This window comes from Gordonibacter pamelaeae 7-10-1-b (assembly GCF_000210055.1).
Lineage (GTDB): Bacteria > Actinomycetota > Coriobacteriia > Coriobacteriales > Eggerthellaceae > Gordonibacter > Gordonibacter pamelaeae.
The window spans coordinates 2,347,288-2,349,149 of sequence record NC_021021.1; the positions used below are offsets into that span (position 1 = coordinate 2,347,288).

Annotated in this window: 3 protein-coding genes; all 3 read right to left on the minus strand. The window is 70.8% G+C overall.

The features are described 5' to 3' along the window. A partial coding sequence (locus GPA_RS10985) for a helix-turn-helix domain-containing protein (RefSeq protein ID WP_041239506.1) occupies nt 1-557 on the minus strand: 557 nt, incomplete at its 3' end. 99 nt (nt 558-656) lie between these two features. Next, on the minus strand, nt 657-1,331 hold the full coding sequence (locus tag GPA_RS10990) for a 4Fe-4S binding protein (protein ID WP_041239507.1): 675 nt from the start codon (nt 1,329-1,331) through the stop codon (nt 657-659). Beyond that, nucleotides 1,328-1,862: ATP-grasp domain-containing protein (locus tag GPA_RS10995; RefSeq protein ID WP_197533095.1), on the minus strand; the 535-nt coding region annotated here is incomplete at its 5' end. The genes GPA_RS10995 and GPA_RS10990, both read right to left, overlap by 4 nt.

Consider the following 1,862-nt stretch of genomic DNA (forward strand, 5'->3'; position numbering starts at 1 on the left):
TCGGTGCAGCAGGTGTAGAGCACGCCGCCGGGCAGGCGCGGCAGGCGCGCCTCGCCGCCCTGCTCGGGGTAGAGCTTCTCCACGGCCAGGCGGTCGTAGCCCACGACGGCGGCGAGGCACAGATGATGCCCCTTCTCCATGGGGTGGCCGAACGTGAGGTACCAGTCGCCCTCCACGTCCTCCACCTGCACGGCGTGCGCCTCGTCGGCGGGTTGGACGGGCAGCGGGGCGAGCTTCCTGCCGCAGCAGGAGACGTCGGCGTCCCCCGTGGTGGTGATGATGTTCCCGCAGGCGGGGCAGATGCGGAATGCCGTGCGCTTCATGGTGCCTCCTTGGGCCTCGTCGGGGGAGAGCGAGCCTGCCAGCAGCGTCTCTACCGGGCATCCCAGCTCGGCCGCGAGCGCGGGCAAAAGCGACACGTCGGGGCAGCCGCCCCCGCGCTCCCACTTCGACACGGCCTTGTCGCCCACGCCCACGAGCTGGGCGAGCTGGAGCTGCGTGAGCCCGCGCTCCTCCCGCAGGCTGCGGATGAGCCCGCCGGTGCGTCTGGTGTCCATGGTTCTCCTCCCGTGATGGTTTTGCGTGCCGTCCCACGATACCCGCAAGCGGCGGCGCGCGCAATGAACGCTCCGTAGAGTGCGGGGAGGCGGGGCCCCTTACCTCCCCTTGCCCTCCACCGCCCCTGCGGGGCACACGTGGTAGCAGTTGCCGCACTCGTCGCAGCGCTCGCCCAGGATGGTGTAGGGCTCGCCGGGCACGATGGCCTTGAACGAGCAGCCCTCGAGGCAGGTGCCGCACGCGATGCAGCTGTCCGTTATCCGCAGGCCCGGCTCCTCGAACGTGTCGCCGCCGAACGCGAAGCGCTCGCGGTAGAGCTTGTGGTCGCGCCTCGCCATGGCGTAGTCGTAGTCGTACAGCTCGCCGTGGAAGCGGTGTAGCACGAGCACGCGCGTCTCGGGGTACTTGGCGATGTCGTGCACGGCCACGTTGAAGTTGCGGTCATGCGCGGCCTTCGCCTCCACCTCCACCATGGACAGCTCGCGCACCTCGCCGGAGACGCGCATCTGGTAGCCGGGCTTGAACAGGGGCAGGTTGTCCTCGTCGAACACGACCTTGGCCTCCGTGCGCTCGCCGCACACCGCTAGGCGCCCGCTCTCCTTGAGCTGGCGGTAGAACGGCTTCACGTCCATGGTGCGCAGGTAGAGGCCCTCGTCGCCGTAGGCGAAGAAGTGGGCGATGCGCGCCTCCACGCCGCCGTGCCCGTCGGGCGTGGCGAAGCTGCAGCAGCCTATCTCGTCGAACTTGCGGTAGACGTCCTCGATGGTCATCATGGGCGGGTCCTTTCTCGGGGGTGGGGGGGGGCGGTGGCGCCGAGCGCGTGCCAGCGACGGGCGACGGCCTCGGCGTGGGCGCGCATGAGGTCCATGCCCAGCAGCTCGGTGCAGTCCTCGGACACGTTCGACACGGAGTTCGCGTCGATGAGGCAGGGGCCGCGCGCGCCCTCGATGACGTCGAAGCTGCCGAGCTCGATGGACAGCACCGCGGCGGCCCGCTCCGCGGCGTCGGTGACCGTGCGGGGGACGTCGGGGTAGGCGGCGTAGGTGGAGCCGAAGCGGTAGGCCGACAGGCCGTTGTCGGCCACGGAGCACTTCACTGCGAGCGCGCAGGCGCCGTCCACCACCTCGATGCGCGTGAGGAAGCCGCGCGCCGGCTCCACGTACTCCTCGGCGATGAGCTCGATGGCGGGCGCCTCGGCCAAAAACGCCCGGGCCTCGTCCGCGCTGCGCGCGATGGCGGTGCAGGTGGTGCGGCCCCCGCAGTTCGGCTTGAGCACGCAGGGGTAGGCGAGCGCCGCGGCATCG

Coding starts and splice junctions, on each gene's coding strand:
- GPA_RS10990 (WP_041239507.1), bottom strand. CDS start 1,331: ATGATGACCATCGAGGACGTCTACCGCAAGTTCGACGAGATAGGCTGC.